We start from the raw sequence: 17987 nt of genomic DNA, 5'->3' as shown, positions 1-17987 counted from the left end.
AACTGTGTCGCTCTTCGGGCGATCGGGAACGGCGCCGGAGTACCGTGGCGGGATGAGCATCCTCCCCCAGGGCACTCCGGCCGCCGTTCCGGACGATGCGCGACCGCTCGGAGAGGGACCGTTCCTCGAGCCCGGTGCGCAGATCGACTGGCACTACCGGAAGCCGGGATGGCAGCCGGGGGAGCCGTCGAGGATCACTCCGATGCGTGTCGTGAGAGACGACGAACGCGGGCTCGTGGCATGGCTCGCTCCCGGGACGCTGCAGGAGGCGCCGGGGTCTCTCGATGGACAGCGTGTGCGCGAGGTACCGCTCGCCCGGCGCTGGATCGAGCCCCGGACGCGCATCATCGAGCGCTGGCGAGGCAACGGAGTGCTGTGCATCGCGCCCGCGGGGATGCCGTGGTCGGTCTGGTTGTTCTGGAGCGACACCACGGCGGAGGACTGGAAGTTCGCCGGCTGGTACGTCAACCTCGAGAATGCGCACCTGCGCACCGACCACGACACGTACTCGTCCGACCACATCCTCGATGTGGAGATCGATGCGGACGGCGGTATCCACCTCAAGGACGAGGATGAGCTCGTCGCTGCGATCGAGCAAGGGCGGCTCAGCCCCGAACAGGCCGCGCAGATCGAGCGGCATGCGGACGCGGCGATCGCCTCATTCGAGGCCGACGACTGGCCGTTCGATGCCGAGTGGCGGCACTGGCAGCCTGACCCGGTGTGGACCGTTCCGGTGCTCGCGGGCCTGGACCAGCTGGGGCTGAGAGCCGATCTGCTCTGAGCGGAAGCGGTTCCGCAGGAGATCGGTACCTGATGACATGGAGCCATGACAGATGTTCTGATCCTCGGCGGCACGGGTTGGCTCTCCGGACGCATCGCCCGGCGATGGCTCGACGAAGGCGCCACGGTGACCTGCCTCGCTCGCGGCACGCGCCCGGCGCCAGAGGGCACCCTCCTCGTGCGCGGCGACCGCGACGACTCCGGCGTGTACGCCGACCTCGCACGACGCGACTGGGATCAGGTCGTCGACATCTCGTCGCAGGCGGCACACGTCGAGCGTGCGGTCGATGCCCTCGGCGACCGTGCCGCGCGCTGGACGTACGTGTCGTCGGTGTCGGTCTACGCCGACGACGCTACGACTGGAGCGGATGAGTCGGCCCCACGTCATCCGGCCGCCGGCCCCGGCGACGAGTACGAGTACGGCGCGCAGAAGGCTGCTTCCGAAGATGCTGTCGGACGACTGGGCGAGCGGGCCCTCGTTGTGCGCCCTGGGCTCATCGTGGGCGACGGAGATCCCAGCGACCGGTTCGGCTACTGGGGTGCTGCGTTCGCGCGAGCGGGCTCGGAGCCCGTGCTGCTGCCGCCGCTCGCAGGCAGAAGCGCGCAGGTCATCGACGTCGACGACCTCGCCGCCTACGTCGTCACGGCCACCCGCAGCGGAGCTGTCAACGCCGTGGGGGATGAGTGTCCCCTCGCCGTCCTACTGGAGGCGGTTCGTGCCGCGGCCGGGCACACCGGTCACACGGTCGTCGCCGAAGAGGAGTGGCTCCTCGCCCACGAGGTCGAGTACTGGGCGGGGCCTCGTTCGCTGCCGATGTGGCTTCCGGCCGAGATGACGGGCTGGATGACCCGCTCGAACAGCGCATTTCACGCGAGCGGCGGGCGGCTCCGTCCGCTCGCCGACACGGTGGAGCGCATCGTCGCGGATGAACGGGAGCGCGGTGTCGACCGGGATCGCAGCGCCGGACTCACGCGAGCGGAGGAGTGGGAGCTGCTGGCCGATCGCTAGACTTCGAGCAGTGACACGGGGTGCCGCAATCCGCGGCTGAGAACAGACCCGTCGAACCTGATCTAGTTCGTACTAGCGAAGGGATGTCGCGATGAGCGATCTTCTGCGTCCTGATTCCACCATCGACCTCGCCGGTTCAGCCGCGGCCCTGCTGGGGGTGCTTCGCGAGGCGCCCCCGTTGACGCACTGCATCACCAACGCGGTGGTCACGGGCTTCACCGCCAACGTGCTGCTGGCTCTCGGCGCCGCCCCCGCGATGGTCGACATCGTCGATGAGGCGGGGATGTTCGCCGGGATCGCCTCGGGAGTGCTGATCAACCTCGGTACGCCCACTCCCGAGCAGCGGTCGGCGAGTCTGGAAGCCGTCGCCGGCGCCACGGCATCCGGGACGCCCTGGGTGCTCGACCCGGTCGCCGTCGGCGCTCTCCCGGTGCGCACGGCTCTCGCGCACCGGCTGATCGAGCAGCGTCCGACCGCGATTCGCGGAAATGCCTCCGAGATCCTCGCCGTCGCCGGCCTCAGCGCCGGTGGCCGCGGCGTGGACGCGACCGACAGCACGGAGGCGGCGGCCGATGCCGCCGTCGCTCTCGCTCGACGGACGGGCAGCGTCGTCGCGGTGTCGGGCCCGATCGATCTCATCACCGACGGTTTTCGAGTGCTGCGCTTGGCGAACGGCCATGAGCTTCTGACGCGCGTCACCGGCGGAGGGTGTGCCCTCGGGGCGGTGATGGCCGCCTTCCTCGGGGCCGCCAGGGAGACCGAGCACGATGCGCTCACCGCCGTCGCCGCTGCGAGCCTCGTCTACACGATCGCTGCCGAGCGGGCCGCAGCGAGTGCGACCGGACCGGGCAGCTTCGCCGTCGCGCTGCTGGACGCTCTCGCCGCGGTCGGCGCAGACGACGTCAGAGCCGGTGCGCGCGTCGAAGGCGGCGCCCTGTGAACGCGGATCTGTCCCTCTACCTCGTCACGGATGAAGCGCTCTGCGGAGACCGCGGCATCGTCGAGACCGTGCGTCTGGCGGTCGACGGCGGGGTGCGCATCGTCCAACTGCGTGCCAAGGCTGCGACCGATGCCGAGACGGTCGAGCAGTTGATCGCCCTGTCCCGGGTCATCGACGGACGGGCACTGCTCGTCGTGAACGACCGGCTGGATGCTGCTGTCACAGCCCGTGGACGCGGCGCGCGGGTCGATGGTGTGCACCTCGGACAGGGCGACGCGTCCGTGCTGCGGGCACGCGAAGCGCTGGGACCCGACGCGTTGATCGGTCTCACCGCGAACAGCCCGGCGCACCTCGAGGCGGTTCGTGCGCTCCCGCCCGGAACCGTGGACTACCTCGGGGTCGGGGTGATCAGGCCGACGACCACCAAAGCGGACCATCCTGCACCGCTCGGTGTCGACGGCTTCGCTGCCTTCGTGGCGAGCAGCCCGCTCCCGTGCGTGGCGATCGGTGGCGTCGGCATCGACGACACCGAGTCGCTTCGCGAGGCCGGTGCGGTCGGACTCGCGGTGGTCTCGGCGTTGTGCGCGGCCGACGACCCTGAGGCGATGGCCGGGGCGTTCCGGCGTCGGTGGCTCGCGGCATCCGTGCCGAGGGTTCTCAGCATCGCCGGGAGTGATCCGTCCGGAGGTGCCGGTATCCAGGCCGATCTCAAGTCCATCGCCGCGAACGGCGGCTACGGCATGGCCGTGCTCACCGCGCTGACCGCGCAGAACACGCGGGGAGTGCGCGCGGTGCATGTCCCGCCGGCCGACTTCCTCCGCGCCCAGCTCGACGCCTTGTCGGACGACATCGTGATCGACGCCGTGAAGATCGGGATGCTGGCGGATGCGGAGGTCATCCGCACCGTCGGCGAGTGGCTCGAAGCCGTGCGCCCGCCGATCGTGGTGCTCGACCCCGTCATGGTCGCGACCTCCGGCGACAGGCTGCTCGCTCCGGATGCAGAGCGTGCACTGCGCGAGCTCCTCAGTCGCGCGACCCTGGTCACCCCGAACCTTGCGGAGCTCACTGTGCTGTCAGGCCGCGAGATCGTGGACTGGAACGACGCGATCTCCGCCGCGGAGGAGCTGTCGGCCGAGGTCGGGGCCGCCATCCTGGTCAAGGGTGGTCATCTCACGGGCGACGATGCTCCGGATGCACTGGTCGACGCCCGTCGAGGACTGCGGGAGGAGTTCAGCGGATCCCGCATCCCGACCGGCAACACGCACGGCACCGGCTGCTCGCTGTCCTCGGCCCTCGCCACGGTGCTCGCGCGCGGAGAGGAACCGGCCGACGCGGTGCTCGCCGCCAGAACGTGGCTGCGTGAGTCGCTCCGCTCGGGGGAGTCGCTGCGGGTCGGGCGCGGTCACGGTCCCATCAGCCATTTCGCAGGACTCTGGGGGCGCGCGGGAGCCGATCCCAGGCCGGAAGCGAGCGACATCGCCGCCGACTGGTGGCAGCAGATCTCCGGCATCAGGGCGGGGATCGACGAGCTGCCGTTCATCCGCGCGCTCGCTGACGGCTCGCTGGCGCGTGCCCCGTTCCTGTTCTACCTCGCGCAGGATGCGCTGTACCTGCGTGAGTACGCCCGCGTCCTCGCCGAGGCCGCGCGGCTCGCGCCCACGTCGGCCGAGCAGGCGTTCTGGGCGGACTCCGCGCACGGATCTATCGTTGGCGAGCTCGAACTGCATGCCTCGTGGCTGACTCCGGCACAGGGCGTCACCGCGGCGACGTTCGCGGCTGAACCGGCATCTGCGACCACTGCCTACCTCGACCATCTGCGCTCCGTCGCGTTCGGCGGCGACTATGCGGAGATCGTCGCCGCCGTGCTTCCGTGCTTCTGGCTCTACACCGACCTCGGCCGACGCCTGCACTCGGGGGAGTTCGGGGCGTACGCGCGGGATCCGGAGCATCCCTTCGCCTCCTGGCTGTCGACGTACGCGGATCCGGCCTTCGAGGACGCTACGGAGACGGCGATCGTCTACGCCACCGAGGCAGCGGCGCGAGCGGATGCCGGAACGCGGGCGCGGATGCGGCGGGCGTTCGAGGTGTCGAGCGCGCACGAGCTCACCTTCTTCGCCGCGCCGCTGGAGTCGCAGCCTGTCGGATGACGGATCGGATTTGCGGTGGCAGCCGCGGCCGCGCTACTGTCGCGACATGCCTTCGGCCGCCACCGCTTCTTCGACGCTCGCTCCGAGCGTCATCGCTGTGCGCCGACGCCGCGGCCGCCGACTGTAGGCGACCCCGCCCTCCTGCCTGCGCACGCACGGCGGTCGAGAGCCGGTGTCGCCGCCTCCGGCCCCGTCCCTGGTCCCGGTTTCATCGTGGGCCCGACCGTTAAGGTAGAAGCATGACGTATTCCGTCGCCGTCTCCGGCGCATCCGGCTACGCAGGCGGCGAGATTCTGCGCATCCTGGCCGATCATCCCGACATCGAGATCCGCACCGTCACGGCGCATTCGAACGCCGGACAGCCTCTCATCGATCACCAGCCGCATCTGCGCTCGCTCGCACATCTCACCCTGCAGGACACGACGCCCGAGATTCTCGCCGGCCATGACATCGTGTTCCTCGCCCTCCCGCACGGACAGTCGGGGCAGTACACCGATGCCCTGGGCGACACCCCCCTCGTGATCGACGCGGGGGCCGATCACCGGCTCACGTCGACGTCGGCATGGGAGGCGTTCTACGGCGGGACATTCCACGAGCCGTGGACCTACGGTGTCCCTGAGCTCCTGGTGGGTGGGGGGAAGCAGCGTGAGAACCTCCACGGGGCGACGCGTATCGCCGCTCCCGGCTGCAACGCCTCGACGGTGAGCCTCAGCCTCGCGCCGGGTGTCGCCGCCGGAGTGATCGACCCCTCAGACATCGTGTCGGTGTTGGCCGTCGGCCCCTCCGGCGCAGGAAAGAGCCTCAAGACCAACCTGCTCGGCAGCGAGATCCTCGGCACCGCGAACCCGTATGCGGTCGGCGGATCACATCGGCACATCCCGGAGATCCGCCAGGCGCTCGCCGCGGCTTCCGGTGCTGACGCCGATGGCATCCGGATCTCGTTCACGCCGGTACTGGTCCCGATGTCGCGGGGAATCCTCGCCACATCGACCGCGCCGATCGTCGAGGGCGTGACCGACGAACAGATCCGCGATGCGTGGCAGAACGCCTACGGCGACGAGACCTTCGTGCAACTGCTGCCGGAGGGACGCTTCCCGCGTACGGCTGACGTGCTCGGCGCGAACACCGCGCTGATCGGCCTCGCGATCGATCGTGCCGCGAACCGGGTCATCGTGGTCACCGCGGTCGACAACCTCGTCAAGGGCACTGCAGGAGCAGCCATCCAGTCCATGAACATCGCGCTGGGACTTCCCGAGAACCGCGCCCTCTCAGTGAACGGAGTCGCGCCGTGAGCGTCACCGCCCCCGCAGGATTCGAGGCGGCCGGTGTCGCCGCTGGGCTCAAGTCCACCGGCAAGCCGGATGTCGCCGTCGTCGTCAACCGTGGACCCCGCAAAGTCGGCGCGGCCGTCTTCACGAGCAACCGCGCCAAGGCCAACCCGATCATCTGGTCGCAGCAGGCCGTCGCCGATCGCATCGTCGAAGCCGTCGTGCTCAACTCCGGCGGGGCCAACTGCTTCACCGGCGCGTTCGGGTTCCAGACCACGCACCAGACGGCCGAGAAGGCGGCCGAGCTCCTCGGCGTCAGCGCCGGCGACGTGCTTATCTGCTCCACCGGACTCATCGGAACCGGAGACGAGACGTTCCGCGCCCGGGTGCTCGCCGGCACCGAACAGGCGATCGCCGAGCTCAGTGCCAGCGGCGGAGAGAGTGCCGCGCACGCCATCATGACCACTGACACGGTCGCGAAGACCGCCGTGATCAGCCGCGACGGCTGGACGATCGGCGGCATGGCGAAGGGGGCTGGCATGCTCGCGCCGGGCCTCGCCACGATGCTCGTGGTGATCACGACCGACGCGCTCCTCGAACCGCTCCAGGCTGACGATGCGCTGCGCCGCGCGACGGGGAAGACGTTCGATCGTCTCGACTCCGACGGCTGCATGTCGACGAACGATCAGGTCACCCTCCTCGCCAACGGTGCTTCCGAGGTCGCCCCCGACCTCGATGACTTCGTGGCAGCCCTCACGGAGCTGTGCCAGGAGCTCGCGGTCAAACTGCAGGGCGACGCCGAGGGCGCGAGCCACGACATCACGATCGAGGTGCAGCACGCGGTGTCCGAGCAGGACGCCGTGGAGGTCGGCCGCTCGGTCGCCCGCAACAACCTCTTCAAGGCCGCCATCTTCGGCAACGACCCGAACTGGGGGCGAGTGCTCGCGGCGATCGGCACGACCAACGCGCAGTTCGACCCCTACGACGTCGATGTGTGGATGAACGGCGTGCGGGTCTGCACCGAGGGCGGACCAGACCGCCCCCGAGAGGAGGTCGACCTGACCCCGCGGGCGACCCACCTGGTCATCGACCTGAAGGTCGGAGACCAGTCGGCCACCGTCCTCACCAATGACCTCACCCATGACTACGTGCACGAGAACAGCGCCTACGCCTCATGACCGATATCCAGGACACCACTCCCGACATCGCCGCGCTGAAAGCGACGACCCTCATCGAGTCGCTGCCGTGGCTCAAGAAGTTCCGCGACCAGATCGTCGTCGTCAAGTACGGCGGCAACGCCATGGTGTCGGACGAGCTCCAGGAGGCTTTCGCCCAGGACATCGCGTATCTCCGTTACGTCGGGGTGCTGCCCGTCGTCGTGCACGGCGGCGGCCCGCAGATCTCCGACATGCTGCAGCGGCTCGAGATCCCCAGCGAGTTCAAGGGCGGATACCGCGTCACGAACACCGAGGCGATCAGCGTCGTGCGCATGGTGCTCACCGGTCAGGTGAACCCGCAGCTCGTCACCCGGATCAACTCGCACGGACCGATCGCGACCGGACTCAGCGGTGAAGACGCCGGGCTCTTCGGCGGCCGTCGACGCGGCGTCGTGATCGATGGGGAAGAGGTGGACCTCGGCCGCGTCGGCGATGTCGTGGAGGTCGATCCCACTCCGGTGCTCGACCACCTCGCGGCCGGTCGCATCCCGGTGGTGTCGAGCATCGCGCCCGACCTCGACCACCCCGGCCAGTCCCTGAACGTCAACGCGGATGCCGCGGCCGCTGCGCTCGCGGTGTCGCTGAAAGCACGCAAGCTCGTGATCCTCACGGATGTGCCCGGGCTCTACGCCGACTGGCCCAATCGCGACTCGCTCGTCTCGCACCTGACCTCGGACGACCTCATCCAGATGCTGCCGAAGCTCGAGTCGGGAATGATCCCCAAGATGCGCGCGTGCCTCGATGCCGTCGAGGGCGGCGTCGACGCTGCGGCGATCATCGACGGCCGGGTGCCGCACTCGGTGCTCGTCGAACTTTTCACCAGCAAGGGAATCGGGACCGAAGTGGTTCTGGGAAAGACGGAGGTGACGGCATGACCGTCTGGCAGGACGATGCGGCACGCGATCTGGTGCTCAATGCGGGAGACCGACTGGCGATGCTGGTCCGCGGCGAAGGCTCGTACCTGTGGGATGCCGATGGTCGACGCCACCTCGACTTCCTCGCCGGGATCGCTGTGACCTCACTCGGTCACGCGCACCCGACATTCGTCGCGGCCGTCTCGGCCCAGGCGGCCACGCTCGCGCATGTGTCGAACTACTTCGCCACGCCGCCTCAGCTGGCTCTCGCCGCACGGCTCAAGCGCCTCGCCGGCGCCGGCATCGACGGCCGGGTGTTCTTCTCGAACTCGGGTGCCGAGGCCAACGAAGCCGCGTTCAAGCTCGCCCGTCTGCACGGCGGCGCGGAGCGCCCCCGCATCCTCGCGCTCGAGAACGGCTTCCACGGTCGCACGATGGGTTCGCTCGCGCTGACCGCGAAGGCGTCGATGCGCGTGCCGTTCGAGCCGATGCCCGCGGGAGTCGAGCACATCCCGGCCACGATCGAAGCTCTGGAGGCGGCGATCGACGACCGTGTCGCCGCCATCATCGTCGAACCCATCCAGGGCGAAGCCGGAGTCGTCGAGCTTCCGGACGGGTATCTCGCTGCGGCACGCTCACTGACCCTCGCGCACGGTGCGCTGCTGATCGTCGACGAGATCCAGACCGGCGCGGGCCGCACGGGCGAGTGGTTCGGCTTCACCCACGAGGGCATCACTCCCGACGCCATCACCCTCGCGAAGGGTATCGGCGGAGGCTTCCCGATCGGCGCGTTGGTCACCTACGGCGCTGCCAGCTCACTGTTCACCCCGGGGTCGCATGGCTCCACCTTCGGGGGGAACCCGCTCGCGACCGCGGTCGCCGATGCGGTGCTCGCCGAGATCGAGAGCGCGGGTCTGGTCGAGAACGCCGCTCGTCGTGGCGCCGAGCTGCGCGAGATCCTGCTCGGCATCGACTCCCCGCTGATCGCCGGAGTGCGCGGACGCGGCCTCCTCATCGGGGTGGCGCTGTCCGCTCCGGTCGCCGGCGCGGTCGTCGAGGCCGCCCAGGAGCGCGGCCTCATCGTCAACGCTGCCAACCCCGAGACCGTGCGCATCGCTCCGGCTCTCAACATCGGCGACGCCGAGCTGGCCGAGTTCCGCGACCTTTTCGTCGCCGCGCTCGCCGATGTCCAGGCCTCTGTTTCCGGAAAGGTATCCGCATGACCCGCCACCTGCTGCGCGACGACGATCTGACCCCCGCCGAGCAGGCCGAGATCCTCGATCTCGCGCTCGAGCTGAAGAAGGACCGCTGGGCAGACAAGAGCCTCGCCGGCCCGCAGACGGTCGCTGTGATCTTCGACAAGTCCTCCACCCGCACCCGTGTCTCGTTCGCGGTGGGAATCGCCGACCTCGGCGGTTCGCCCTTGATCATCTCGACGGCGAACAGTCAGCTCGGGGGCAAGGAGACACCCTCCGACACCGCCCGGGTGCTCGAGCGTCAGGTCGCGGCGATCGTCTGGCGCACGTATGCGCAGTCGGGCCTCGAGGAGATGGCCGCAGGCACCCGCGTCCCGGTGATCAACGCTCTCTCGGATGACTTCCACCCGTGCCAGCTTCTGGCCGACCTGCTCACGATCCGCGAGCACAAGGGCGAGCTCAAGGGGCTCACTCTCACGTTCTTCGGCGACGGTCAGAGCAACATGGCCCACTCGTACGCGCTCGCCTGTGTCACTGCGGGAATGCACGTGCGCATCGCCTCACCGGCGGACTACGCGCCGCGAGCCGACGTGATCGAGGCCGCTGATCGCCGCGCTGCCGAGACGGGTGGGTCGATCACGCTCTACACCGACCCGGTCGAGGCGGCAGCCGGCGCCGATGTCGTGGTCACCGACACGTGGGTGTCGATGGGCAAGGAAGAGGAGAAGCTCGCGCGCATCCGCGACCTCGGCGACTTCAAGGTCACGCCCGAGACGATGACGCTCGCCGACTCCGAGGCGATCTTCATCCACTGCCTTCCCGCCGACCGCGGCTACGAGGTGGACTCCTCGGTCATCGACGGTCCGCAGAGCGTGGTCTGGGATGAGGCCGAGAACCGACTGCATGCGCAGAAGGCCCTCCTGGTCTGGCTGCTCGGCAAGAAGGACGCGTGATGACCGACTCGACGCACGAAGGCACCAACGAGGGCGCGCTGTGGGGCGCCCGCTTCGCCACGGGCCCCTCGCCCGAGCTGGTGGAGCTCAGCCGCTCCACGCACTTCGACTGGATCCTCGCGCCGTACGACATCGCCGGCTCCCACGCGCATGCCACCGCGCTCGCGGCGGCCGGGTATCTCGAACCCGACGAGGCACAGCGCATGCACGAGGGGCTGGATGCCGTGGCGCGCAAGGTCGCCGATGGAACCCTGCGCCCGGTGCCGACAGACGAGGACGTGCATGGCGCGCTCGAGCAGGCGCTGATCGCCGAGCTCGGGCCTGAGCTGGGCGGGCGCCTCCGCGCCGGTCGCAGCCGCAACGACCAGATCGCCACCCTCGTGCGCATGTACCTGATCGACCACGCTCGGGTGATCGCCCGCGACATCCTGCGCGTGATCGATGCCCTGGTCGCCCAGTCCGAGGCACATCCCGCAGCGATCCTCCCCGGACGCACGCACCTGCAGCATGCGCAGCCGGTGCTGCTCGCCCATCACCTGCAGGCGCACGGCTGGCCGCTGGTGCGCGAGCTCGAACGGCTCGTCGACTGGCGTCGACGCGCCGGCGTCTCGCCCTACGGCGGGGGAGCGCTGGCCGGTTCCACGCTCGGTCTCGACCCCGCACTCGTGGCGACGGAGCTGGGTCTTGACCGTCCGTCCGAGAACTCACTCGACGGCACCGCTGCCCGCGACGTCGTGGCGGAGTTCGCCTTCATCACGGCCATGACGGGAGTCGACATCTCGCGTCTGTCGGAGGAGATCATCCTCTGGAACACGCGCGAGTTCGGCTTCGTCACTCTCGACGACGGCTACTCGACCGGGTCGAGCATCATGCCGCAGAAGAAGAATCCCGACATCGCCGAGCTCGCCCGCGGCAAGTCCGGGCGGCTCATCGGCAACCTCTCCGGTCTGCTGGCCACGCTCAAAGGCCTGCCGCTCGCGTACAACCGCGATCTTCAGGAGGACAAGGAGCCGGTCTTCGACTCGGTGCAGACTCTCGAGGTCGTGCTCCCAGCCTTCGCCGGAATGATCGCGACCCTGCGTTTCGACACCGAGCGGATGGCGGCCCTGGCGCCGCAGGGCTTCTCCCTCGCGACGGATGTGGCGGAGTGGCTCGTGAAGCGCCGGGTGCCGTTCCGCGATGCGCACGAGATCTCGGGTGCGCTGGTGCGTGCGTGCGAGGAACAGGGGATCGGGCTGGAGGACGCGTCCGACGAGCTGCTGCTCTCGGTGTCCCCGCATCTGGTGCCGGAGGTGCGCGAGGTGCTCACGATCGAGGGGTCGGTCGCATCCCGGACCGGTGTCGGAGGCACAGCTCCCGTCCGGGTCGCCGAGCAGCGCGCTGAGCTCGTCGCCCGCGCACAGGCCGCCGCGCACGCTCTCGGCCTCTAGGCCGACAGCGGTCGGCGGTGCCCCGCAGCCCCGAGCTGCTCAGGGTTGCTCAGCGCAGCTCAGGGCAGCTCAGTGCAGCTCGGTGTCGGCCGCCGACCGCTCCCATCGGGTGAATCGCACGGTGAGTCCGGCGCGGGTCGGTGCGGCGAGAAAGGGTCCGGCAGATGCCGCGGCCTGTCCGTCGAAGGGGGCGACCCTCACCAGTCGCCACGGGCCGTCATCGGCGCGGGCGCGCACGATCACGGAATCGGCCCAGCGGCTCACCCGCACCGTGATCTCGCTCTCGAGCCATTCGTCGACGTGTCCGACAGACCAGTCCGAGCCCCCGGCGGTGACCACGGCACCGAGTCCGAGGTGACCGTCGGCGTACTCGAGGCCCGTCTTGACCCAGTGCTCGTCGTCGATGTGGACGAAGACGCCGGCCTGATCGAACTGGCCGTCCCACGGTGCGCGGAACGACACCTCCATCGCCTCGCCCACGGCGAGCGGGGCGAGAAGCGCGTGCTCGGTGTCATGCACGAAGCCGTAGGCGGTGTGCCGCCAGGCGTCGCTGCCTTCTACGGCCGTGACGTCGAGATGCTCAGAGCCGTGAGGCAGGGCTGAGGGGGAGGCGGGGGCGTTCGTCCAGGTTCCGTCGGACCACGGGATGATGTGCGATTCAGGCATGTTCTCAAGATATAGCCATAACACGCATAAGTCGAGAGTTATTCGTGCTACGGTTATGCCATGGTCATCGCGGTACTCGCCGACATCGTGGGCTCTCGCAAGCTCGACGATCGTACGGCCGCGCAACGCGTGCTCGATGACACCATAGCCAGGGTCGAGACCGATCTCCCACTGGCGAGTCAGCCGCTCACTCCCACCGTGGGTGACGAGCAGCAGGGCGTCTACGCCGAGCTCGGTGACGCGTTGGTCTCGCTCCTGATGATCCAGCTCCGACTGCCTGATGGGATCGCCTTCCGCTTCGGCATCGGCGTGGGGGAGGTGCGGCCGGTCGAATCCGTGCACGGCGAGCTCGCCGACGGGCCCGGCTGGTATGCGGCCCGTGCGGCGATCGAGACCGTGCATGTGCGCGAGGGGCGCGCCGTGCCGCGCACGCGGACGTGGATTGTCGGATCCCCGGGGCAGGATGAGGTCATGCAGAGCACGATCGCCGCGTCGAACGCCTACCTCCTCGTTCGCGACGAGCTGGTCGGAGCGATGAACGAGCGGGAGCGGCGCCTCACCTACGGCCGTCTCCTCGGGCGTTCGCAGCAGGAGCTCGCGGCACAAGAGGGCATCACTCAGCCGAGTGTCTCGAAGTCTCTGCGCAACGCGGGCACTGCGGCCCTCATCGAAGGGGTCGCCGCACTTCGGGGGGAGCGGGCATGATCGTCGCCGGCTTCATCCTCCTTGCGGTGGGTGCCGCTGATCTGGTGCGCCAGTTCGCGCCGCGACGCTGGATCGGCTACCTCTGCGTTGCCGTCATCCTGCTTCTGCTCGGCAGCGTCAGCGACGCACTCGTGCCGATGGCGCTCGCGCTCGTCGCCGGAGCCCTGTGGGTGTGGTCCATGCCCACCGAGCGGTCGGCCCCGCTGGGGTTCTGGCCCGCCGTACTGCTGGCGGTCGTGAGCGTCGGCGCCGTCGTGTGGCTCGGCGCCCGCACGGACTCCGGTCTGATCGGCGCCGTCTGGAGCATCCGTTCGCCGTTCGGCGAGGTCCCGTTCGACCTCGCGATCCTCGCACTGGGAGCCGGGGTCTTCCTCCTCGAATCCGGGAACCTCGTGGTGCGCGCGGCGCTCGACGGCGAGCACACTTGGCGTCCCGCCGACCCGGCGCCGACAGGCACAGAGACCGAGACGCCGACAGGCACAGCGACCGAGACGCCGACGGTGGCAGTGTCGCCCGAGACGAACGCGGCACCAGGCACGGTCGATTCCGCCGGGTCCGAGGTCGGTCCCGAGCCGAACCCCTCGCCGCGCGAACAGCGCAACGGGTTCAAGGGTGGTCGACTGATCGGGCCGCTGGAGCGCATCCTCGTGCTGATCCTCACGCTCGCCGCGGCCTATCCGATTCTGGCCGCGATGCTCGCGGCCAAGGGCATCGTCCGATTCCCCGAGATATCCCGCGACGGCGAGACCGGAGCCCGTGCCGAGTACTTCCTCGTCGGCAGTCTGGTGAGCTGGGTGATCGCCCTCGGCGCCGCCTTCCTCGTGTGGTGGGCTGCGCACAGCTGAGCCACGGCGCGCTGATAGCCTGGAACGCGTGTCAACTCCCGATCTGACGACCGCACCCCAGGCGATCGATCCCACGTTCGAGAACGTGTGGGACGAACTCGTGTGGCGTGGCCTGGTCCATGTATCCACCGACCAGGAGGCGCTGCGCGCCCTGCTCGCGGGAGACCCGATCACCTACTACTGCGGGTTCGATCCGACGGCGGCGAGTCTGCACCTGGGAAACCTCGTGCAGCTGCTCACGATGCGTCGTCTCCAGCTCGCCGGACACAAGCCGCTCGGGCTGGTCGGCGGGTCGACCGGCCTCATCGGCGATCCGCGCCCCACCGCCGAGCGCACGCTGAACACGCGCGAGACCGTCGAGGAGTGGGTCGGTCGCCTGCGCACCCAGGTCGAGCGCTACCTGAGCTTCGAAGGCGACAACGCCGCGCGCATGGTGAACAACCTCGACTGGACGGCGCCGATGTCGGCGATCGACTTCCTGCGTGAGATCGGCAAGTACTACCGGGTCGGCACGATGCTCAAGAAAGATGCCGTCGCTGCGCGGTTGAACTCCGACGAGGGCATCAGCTACACCGAGTTCAGCTACCAGATCCTGCAGGGCATGGACTACCTCGAGCTGTACCGCCAGTACGACTGCGTGCTGCAGACCGGCGGGTCGGACCAGTGGGGCAACCTCACCAGCGGTACCGACCTCATCCGTCGCGCCGAGGGCGTGGCCGCGCATGCGATCGGCACCCCGCTGATCACGAACAGCGACGGCACCAAGTTCGGCAAGAGCGAGGGCAACGCCATCTGGCTCGACGCCGAGATGTGCAGCCCGTACCGCATGTACCAGTTCTGGCTGAGCACGACGGATGCCGATGTCGTCGAGCGTCTGAAGGTCTTCACGTTCCTCAGCAGGTCTGAGATCGACGAGTACGCAGAGCTGGTCGCCACTGAGCCGTTCCGTCGAGCCGCTCAGAAGCGTCTCGCGCTCGAAGTGGTCGCGACCGTGCACGGCATCGACGCGACTGCTGCCGTGATCGCGGCATCCGAGGCCCTGTTCGGTCAGGGAGATCTGACCGCGCTGGATGCGGACACGCTCCGCACGGCGCTCGAAGAGCTTCCGAACGCGAAGGTCGCCGCCGGAAGCCCGGTGGTCGATGCCCTGGTCGCGACCGGACTGGTGGCGAGTCTGTCCGAGGCGCGGCGTGCGATCTCGCAGGGCGGTGTCACGCTCGACGGGGCACGCGTCGAAGACGAGGCGGCCACGGTTCAGGGGACTCTTCCCGGGGGAGTCTCCGTGCTCCGCCGTGGCAAGAAGACCCTTGCCGGCGTCTTCCTCGGCTGACGTTCCAGACGGATGCCGTTCACTCCGAGTCACGCAGTCCTCGCGCTGCCGTTCATCCGAACGCCGCTGGTACCTGCCGCGATCGCGATCGGTGCGATGGCGCCGGATCTGCCGCTGTTCGTGCGGGGTGTCGGTCTGAACTACTCGTTCACCCACACGTTCGGCAACGTCGTCTGGACGGCGCTGATCGCCTTCGTCCTGTTCTTGCTCTGGAGAGTCGTGCTGCGCCCGGCGATTCCCGAGCTCGCTCCGCTGTGGCTGGCGCGACGTCTTCCGAAGGACTGGAACGACGGCGGTGTCGCAGCTGCGGGCGCCGCGGTCGGTGTGGGGCAGAAGCGCATGTATCCGGTCCTGCTCGCGGTGTCGTTCGTGATCGGAGTGCTCTCGCACATCGTCTGGGACCTCTTCACGCATGAGGGCCGCTCAGGCGTGCAGCTGGTCCCGGGTCTCGATGCGATGTGGGGGCCGATGCCCGGCTTCAAATGGCTTCAGCACGGCTCGAGCGTGATCGGTCTCGTCATCATCGGCATCTGGGCGCTGCTCTGGCTTCGCCGGAGTGAATCGCGCCCTGGTGTCACGCAGTCACTTGCGCCGGCGATCCGTGTCGCGTGGTGGGTGTCGCTTCCAGTGCTCCTCGTCGGCGCATGGGTCGGGGGACTCGTCGCCTTCGGCCCGCTCGATGCGGAGTTCACCCTTCAGCACCTCGCCTACCGGGTGCTTCCTCCGGCGTGCGCGCTCTGGGGAGCGATCACTTTGGTGCTCTGCATCGTGCTCGCCGTGCGCGGACGCCGTCACCAGACGGGTTGATCCGACGCCCAGGCGTGCGGCGCGCCGAACTCGTAGCCGGGCAGTGCCGGTCGCGCGGTCACGAGGACCTTCCCACCGACGTCGAATCGTGCGAGATGCGGTCCGGTGTCGAACTCGGCGCCGGCTCCGGGCTCTGTTCGACGCGGCATGCCGAGAAGCTCCGCAGCGACTCGGCGGAGTGAGGTGCTGACGTACCAGGATCCGCCTTCTCGGGAACGACGACTCACCAGCGACGTCACCGCAGCGGCCAGCAGATACCCGGCGCTGTGGTCCAGTGCCTGTGCGGGAAGAGCACCCGGGGTCTCGCCGTCAGGCGACTCGATGAGCGAGATTCCGGATGCGGCTTGCACGAGGCTGTCGAATCCGGCGCGATCGGGATGCTCGGTGCCCCAGGCGCTGAGCTGCGCGACGATCAGGCCCGGATATCGACGCGCGAGGTCGACCGGACGCAGCCCCAGACGCTCGAGCGCAGCGGGACGGTACCCGAGCACGACCACGTCGGCGTCGGCGAGCAAATCCTGCAGTCGGGACGAATGAGCATCCAACAGAGCCGATCGCTTGCCGTGCCCGGTGTCCAGATGCTGCCATTCCGGCTCCGGCAGATGAGGCGGATCGATGCGAAGGACATCGGCTCCGAGCAGCGCGAGTGTCCGCGAGCAGACGGGGCCTGCGATGACCCTGGTCAGATCGAGAACGCGGATGCCGTGGAGGGGGAGGGGTGCCTGATGCCGAGCGGCAGCAGCGGCAGGTCGTGAGCGTGCACCAGCCGGCACATCGACTCGGCTGATCTCGAGCAGCGGTCGCTCGCGGAGCGACTCGTCGGTTGCGGGGTGCTCGGGCGCGACCGGCACCGCCAGGCCACCGGCCGCCGTGATCGAGGACACCGACTCCGCGGTGCTCAGCTCAGCGAGTGCATCGCGGACGGACGAGGCGTCGGCATCGTCACGCAGGTTCAGGCCCTTGCGGAGACCGGCTGCATGGTGCGGATAGTTGCCGTGAGTGCGCACCCACCCGTCTGAGGTGCGCCAGAAGCCGGAGAACGGAGACCACACCGGGGGAGCGGCGCCGTCGATCGTGAGAAACCTGTCGCTGCGGTACGCCGTGGCGACCCGCTCGGGGTCGAGGGATGCGGGGGAGCCTCCGATGGCGAGAGCTACGGCGCCGACACTCGCCCAGGCGAGCTCGCCCGTGGCCAGGTACGAGGGAAGCGGGACGGCAGGATGCTCCGGTGAGGATCCGTGCTCGCGGGAGAACCCGAGCTCGTCCCGGACACGATCGAGCACGGCCATCCCGGCGCGAGGTCGTTCGAGATCGTTGCCTTCGGTGTGTACGGGATAGCGACGTGAGAGGGGGCGATCCGCGGGCGACTGCATGGCGCGATCGTACTCCGGGCGGCCCGCAGCGATGAAAACCAGCTCTGATCCGGAGGAAACCACGACGAAGGTCGTGACGACACGCCCGGGGGGTGTGGCCCGATTTGCCAGAACCCTGGGATCCGCGTAACTTATTACTTGTTCGCCCCACAGGGAAGCGGAGGAGCCAAGAGCTTCACCCCCCTCAAGCGGAGAACCACCTCCCGATCCTCTCTCACTTGAGAGTTCAGACGCTTGCGTCTAGGATGGGAGATCCACCCCATCTGCGGCTGTCATCAGCTGCGCAGCGGATCGAAGATTCGCACGGCGCGCCGATTTGACAAGCGAGACAGGGTGGCTAAGATAGAGAAGTTGCCCTGCGGGCCTGGCTGTGATGGCTGGGTCGTGGGAGCATCCGATCCTTGAGAACTCAACAGCGTGCACTTGTCAAATGCCAAATTATCCTCGTCTAGCTTCGGCTAGTTGAG

At 68.8% G+C, this 17987-nt stretch carries 16 protein-coding genes and 1 riboswitch; of the genes, 14 read left to right on the top strand and 2 right to left on the bottom strand.

Features of this window, described 5'->3' with window-relative positions; translation table 11 throughout:
* Nucleotides 1-52: 52 nt before the first annotated feature.
* The 10 genes from ACIQTX_RS14290 to argH all read left to right on the top strand — a co-directional run bounded on the left by ACIQTX_RS14290 (nt 53) and on the right by argH (nt 11794).
* The gene (locus ACIQTX_RS14290; RefSeq protein ID WP_402973148.1) at nt 53-781 is read left to right on the top strand and encodes a DUF402 domain-containing protein; all 729 of its coding nucleotides are present in this window, start codon (nt 53-55) and stop codon (nt 779-781) included.
* A 45-nt stretch (nt 782-826) separates the two neighbouring features.
* Nucleotides 827-1789, top strand: coding sequence for an NAD-dependent epimerase/dehydratase family protein (locus tag ACIQTX_RS14285; protein WP_402973145.1), 963 nt, complete (start codon nt 827-829; stop codon nt 1787-1789).
* Nucleotides 1790-1795: 6 nt separating this feature from the next.
* A riboswitch (TPP riboswitch) is annotated at nt 1796-1890 on the top strand.
* Nucleotides 1881-2729: a hydroxyethylthiazole kinase gene (gene thiM / locus ACIQTX_RS14280; RefSeq protein ID WP_402973142.1), complete on the top strand. Its 849-nt coding sequence runs from the start codon at nt 1881-1883 to the stop codon at nt 2727-2729. Its footprint overlaps the riboswitch before it by 10 nt.
* Nucleotides 2726-4876 (top strand): bifunctional hydroxymethylpyrimidine kinase/phosphomethylpyrimidine kinase, encoded by a 2151-nt coding sequence (locus ACIQTX_RS14275; RefSeq protein ID WP_402973139.1) that lies wholly within the window; start codon nt 2726-2728, stop codon nt 4874-4876. Before thiM ends, ACIQTX_RS14275 begins: the two co-directional genes overlap by 4 nt.
* A 239-nt stretch (nt 4877-5115) precedes the next feature.
* The gene (gene argC, locus ACIQTX_RS14270; protein WP_402973136.1) at nt 5116-6168 is read left to right on the top strand and encodes an N-acetyl-gamma-glutamyl-phosphate reductase; all 1053 of its coding nucleotides are present in this window, start codon (nt 5116-5118) and stop codon (nt 6166-6168) included.
* The gene (gene argJ / locus ACIQTX_RS14265; RefSeq protein WP_402973133.1) at nt 6165-7322 is read left to right on the top strand and encodes a bifunctional glutamate N-acetyltransferase/amino-acid acetyltransferase ArgJ; all 1158 of its coding nucleotides are present in this window, start codon (nt 6165-6167) and stop codon (nt 7320-7322) included. The genes argC and argJ overlap by 4 nt, the downstream gene beginning before the upstream one ends.
* A complete protein-coding gene (gene argB, locus ACIQTX_RS14260) occupies nt 7319-8236 on the top strand; it encodes an acetylglutamate kinase (protein WP_402973130.1) in 918 nt (305 codons plus the stop codon). The genes argJ and argB overlap by 4 nt, the downstream gene beginning before the upstream one ends.
* Nucleotides 8233-9438 carry an acetylornithine transaminase gene (locus ACIQTX_RS14255; RefSeq protein WP_402973127.1) on the top strand — a complete coding sequence of 402 codons (1206 nt, stop codon included), beginning with the start codon at nt 8233-8235 and terminating at the stop codon, nt 9436-9438. Before argB ends, ACIQTX_RS14255 begins: the two co-directional genes overlap by 4 nt.
* The gene (gene argF / locus ACIQTX_RS14250) at nt 9435-10364 is read left to right on the top strand and encodes an ornithine carbamoyltransferase (protein WP_402973124.1); all 930 of its coding nucleotides are present in this window, start codon (nt 9435-9437) and stop codon (nt 10362-10364) included. Before ACIQTX_RS14255 ends, argF begins: the two co-directional genes overlap by 4 nt.
* On the top strand, nt 10364-11794 hold the full coding sequence (gene argH, locus ACIQTX_RS14245; protein WP_028503598.1) for an argininosuccinate lyase: 1431 nt from the start codon (nt 10364-10366) through the stop codon (nt 11792-11794). The genes argF and argH overlap by 1 nt, the downstream gene beginning before the upstream one ends.
* A gap of 69 nt (nt 11795-11863) precedes the next feature.
* Here argH and ACIQTX_RS14240 read toward each other — a convergent pair whose 3' ends face one another.
* On the bottom strand, nt 11864-12460 hold the full coding sequence (locus ACIQTX_RS14240) for a DUF1349 domain-containing protein (protein ID WP_402973120.1): 597 nt from the start codon (nt 12458-12460) through the stop codon (nt 11864-11866).
* A 60-nt stretch (nt 12461-12520) separates the two neighbouring features.
* Here ACIQTX_RS14240 and ACIQTX_RS14235 point away from each other — a divergent pair, with 60 nt between their 5' ends.
* Genes ACIQTX_RS14235 through ACIQTX_RS14220 form a run of 4 tightly spaced genes read left to right on the top strand, consistent with a single transcriptional unit; the run spans nt 12521 to nt 16147 of the window.
* Nucleotides 12521-13165: a SatD family protein gene (locus ACIQTX_RS14235; protein WP_402973117.1), complete on the top strand. Its 645-nt coding sequence runs from the start codon at nt 12521-12523 to the stop codon at nt 13163-13165.
* A complete protein-coding gene (locus tag ACIQTX_RS14230; RefSeq protein ID WP_402973114.1) occupies nt 13162-14010 on the top strand; it encodes a hypothetical protein in 849 nt (282 codons plus the stop codon). The genes ACIQTX_RS14235 and ACIQTX_RS14230 overlap by 4 nt, the downstream gene beginning before the upstream one ends.
* A gap of 28 nt (nt 14011-14038) precedes the next feature.
* Nucleotides 14039-15340: a tyrosine--tRNA ligase gene (gene tyrS / locus ACIQTX_RS14225; protein ID WP_028503602.1), complete on the top strand. Its 1302-nt coding sequence runs from the start codon at nt 14039-14041 to the stop codon at nt 15338-15340.
* Between the two features lie 12 nt (nt 15341-15352).
* A complete protein-coding gene (locus ACIQTX_RS14220; protein ID WP_402973111.1) occupies nt 15353-16147 on the top strand; it encodes a DUF4184 family protein in 795 nt (264 codons plus the stop codon).
* On the opposite strand, the gene ACIQTX_RS14215 is transcribed toward ACIQTX_RS14220, so the two are convergent.
* Nucleotides 16132-17520 (bottom strand): CoA transferase, encoded by a 1389-nt coding sequence (locus ACIQTX_RS14215; protein WP_402973108.1) that lies wholly within the window; start codon nt 17518-17520, stop codon nt 16132-16134. The two genes, ACIQTX_RS14220 and ACIQTX_RS14215, sit on opposite strands and share 16 nt — an antisense overlap.
* Nucleotides 17521-17987 lie beyond the last annotated feature (467 nt).

Origin of the sequence: Microbacterium sp. NPDC090281 (assembly GCF_044769635.1) — a bacterium.
Lineage (GTDB): Bacteria > Actinomycetota > Actinomycetes > Actinomycetales > Microbacteriaceae > Microbacterium.
This window is presented reverse-complemented; position numbering and strand designations above follow the sequence as displayed.

Excerpts from the sequence above, each read along its gene's own strand:
- ACIQTX_RS14215 (WP_402973108.1), bottom strand. The coding sequence starts at position 17,520 with ATGCAGTCGCCCGCGGATCGCCCCCTCTCACGTCGCTATCCCGTACAC.
- ACIQTX_RS14235 (WP_402973117.1), top strand. The coding sequence starts at position 12,521 with ATGGTCATCGCGGTACTCGCCGACATCGTGGGCTCTCGCAAGCTCGAC.
- ACIQTX_RS14255 (WP_402973127.1), top strand. The coding sequence starts at position 8,233 with ATGACCGTCTGGCAGGACGATGCGGCACGCGATCTGGTGCTCAATGCG.
- thiM (WP_402973142.1), top strand. The coding sequence starts at position 1,881 with ATGAGCGATCTTCTGCGTCCTGATTCCACCATCGACCTCGCCGGTTCA.
- argC (WP_402973136.1), top strand. The coding sequence starts at position 5,116 with ATGACGTATTCCGTCGCCGTCTCCGGCGCATCCGGCTACGCAGGCGGC.
- ACIQTX_RS14230 (WP_402973114.1), top strand. The coding sequence starts at position 13,162 with ATGATCGTCGCCGGCTTCATCCTCCTTGCGGTGGGTGCCGCTGATCTG.
- argH (WP_028503598.1), top strand. The coding sequence starts at position 10,364 with ATGACCGACTCGACGCACGAAGGCACCAACGAGGGCGCGCTGTGGGGC.
- ACIQTX_RS14240 (WP_402973120.1), bottom strand. The coding sequence starts at position 12,460 with ATGCCTGAATCGCACATCATCCCGTGGTCCGACGGAACCTGGACGAAC.
- ACIQTX_RS14285 (WP_402973145.1), top strand. The coding sequence starts at position 827 with ATGACAGATGTTCTGATCCTCGGCGGCACGGGTTGGCTCTCCGGACGC.
- ACIQTX_RS14290 (WP_402973148.1), top strand. The coding sequence starts at position 53 with ATGAGCATCCTCCCCCAGGGCACTCCGGCCGCCGTTCCGGACGATGCG.
- ACIQTX_RS14220 (WP_402973111.1), top strand. The coding sequence starts at position 15,353 with ATGCCGTTCACTCCGAGTCACGCAGTCCTCGCGCTGCCGTTCATCCGA.
- argF (WP_402973124.1), top strand. The coding sequence starts at position 9,435 with ATGACCCGCCACCTGCTGCGCGACGACGATCTGACCCCCGCCGAGCAG.
- argB (WP_402973130.1), top strand. The coding sequence starts at position 7,319 with ATGACCGATATCCAGGACACCACTCCCGACATCGCCGCGCTGAAAGCG.